The organism is uncultured Rothia sp. (genome assembly GCF_937976295.1).
GTDB lineage: Bacteria > Actinomycetota > Actinomycetes > Actinomycetales > Micrococcaceae > Rothia.
The window spans coordinates 1-1619 of sequence record NZ_CALJRY010000083.1; the positions used below are offsets into that span (position 1 = coordinate 1).

Annotated in this window: 1 protein-coding gene and 1 pseudogene; both read left to right on the plus strand. The window is 61.5% G+C overall.

Features of this window, described 5'->3' with window-relative positions:
* Positions 1-543: pseudogene (locus tag Q0216_RS02180) on the plus strand (peptidase M48); the annotation flags it as partial.
* 156 nt (positions 544-699) lie between these two features.
* A partial coding sequence (locus tag Q0216_RS02185; protein WP_298592563.1) for a bile acid:sodium symporter family protein occupies positions 700-1619 on the plus strand: 920 nt, incomplete at its 3' end.

The following is a 1619-nucleotide window of genomic DNA, read 5'->3' on the forward strand; positions in this document are numbered from 1 at the left end:
GGCCGCCTGTTCTGGCGCCCGACTGAGAACCCGGTCAAGGACACCGCACCGCGCGTTCCTGTCCTGATTCCGGCGGCGGAGCCGGTGCACATGTGGCCCGACCCGATTCAGTCCACCGAGTTCATGCGTGAACACCAGGACGCGTGGGCTGACTACACCCTGGAAACCGTGGATGTGTATCCCAAGCCTGAGAACGCCCCCGAGTTCGACGCGAACTCTACGCTGTTCGCTGGCTGGCTCACCGAGCAGGCTCGTGCTTTCCACGGCCAGCGTTGGGATGCGTACGCTGCCGCCGGTGGCGCGCCGGCACCGGGTGCTCCCGGTGGCCCGCAGGCGCCCGGTCAGCCGGGTGCGCCTCAGCCTAGTTTTGGTGGCGCACAGCCGAACTTTGGCGAGTCCCAGCCCGGTAATACTCAGCCCGGTTACGGCCAGTACGGCAGCAGCCAGTACGGCACTGACTCTGCCACCCCGAACCAGTACGGTAGCTCCTCTGAGGGCGGCTCGTACGGTCAGGGCTATGGCTTCGATAGCGATAAGAAGTAGTTCCTGAGCTGCAGGCCCAAGAACCTTGATGGACCCGTCGGGGTGCGTGAAGCACCCCGGCGGGTTCAGCCGTTAACCGCCTCGTACGTGACCCTCAGGTGAGAAGGCGCGCCCACCACTGCATCCGCCGCGTGCCGCGGTCATAAAATGGAAACCATGCTCTCATCACTTCGCTCTATCAAACTCGACCCGCTACTGACCATGCTCATTAGCGCGGTTATCCTCGCCATTATCGTGCCGGCGCGCGGCGACTTCGCCGAATGGTTCAGTACCGGAACCAAGTTCGCGGTCGCCCTGCTGTTCTACCTGTACGGCGCTCGCCTCTCCACCGCGGAGGCTATTCGCGGCCTGACCCACTGGCGTCTGCACCTGATGATTCTGAGCTGCACGTTCGTGCTGTTCCCGCTGGTCGGTTTGGCGCTTTCACCACTGCGTTTTGTGCTCGGTGACGGGCTGTACATGGGCATTCTGTTCTTGACCTTTGTGCCCTCGACCGTGCAGGCGTCAATTGCGTTCACCTCGATTGCGGGCGGTAACGTGGCGGCGGCGATTGTGAGCGCCTCGCTCTCTTCGATTGTGGGTGTGGTGGCGACCCCGCTGCTCGCCATGATGCTGATGAACACGGGGCATATTGAGTTCTCCGGAACGGTCTTCCTGGACATCGCCATTCAGCTGTTCTTGCCGTTTGTGCTCGGCCAGTTGACGCGCCGCTGGGTGGGCGAGTTCGCCAAGAAGCCGACCACCAAGTGGCTGGATAAGTTCTCGGTCATGATGATCGTGTATTCGGCGTTTTCTGCCTCGGTGGTGCAGGGCGTGTGGACGCGCGTGGCGTGGTGGCAGATCGTGCTGCTGGTTGTGCTCATGGCGATTATTGTGGTGTTTATGCTGTGGCTGACCGACCTGCTGGCTAAGCGTCTGGGCTTCAACCGTGCCGACCGTATTACGATTCAGTTCTGCGGTTCGAAGAAGTCGCTGGCGGCTGGCCTGCCGATGGCAATTATTATCTTTGGTGCGGGCTCACTGGGCCTGATGATGCTGCCGATCATGATTTTCCATCAGGTTCAGCTGATGATTTG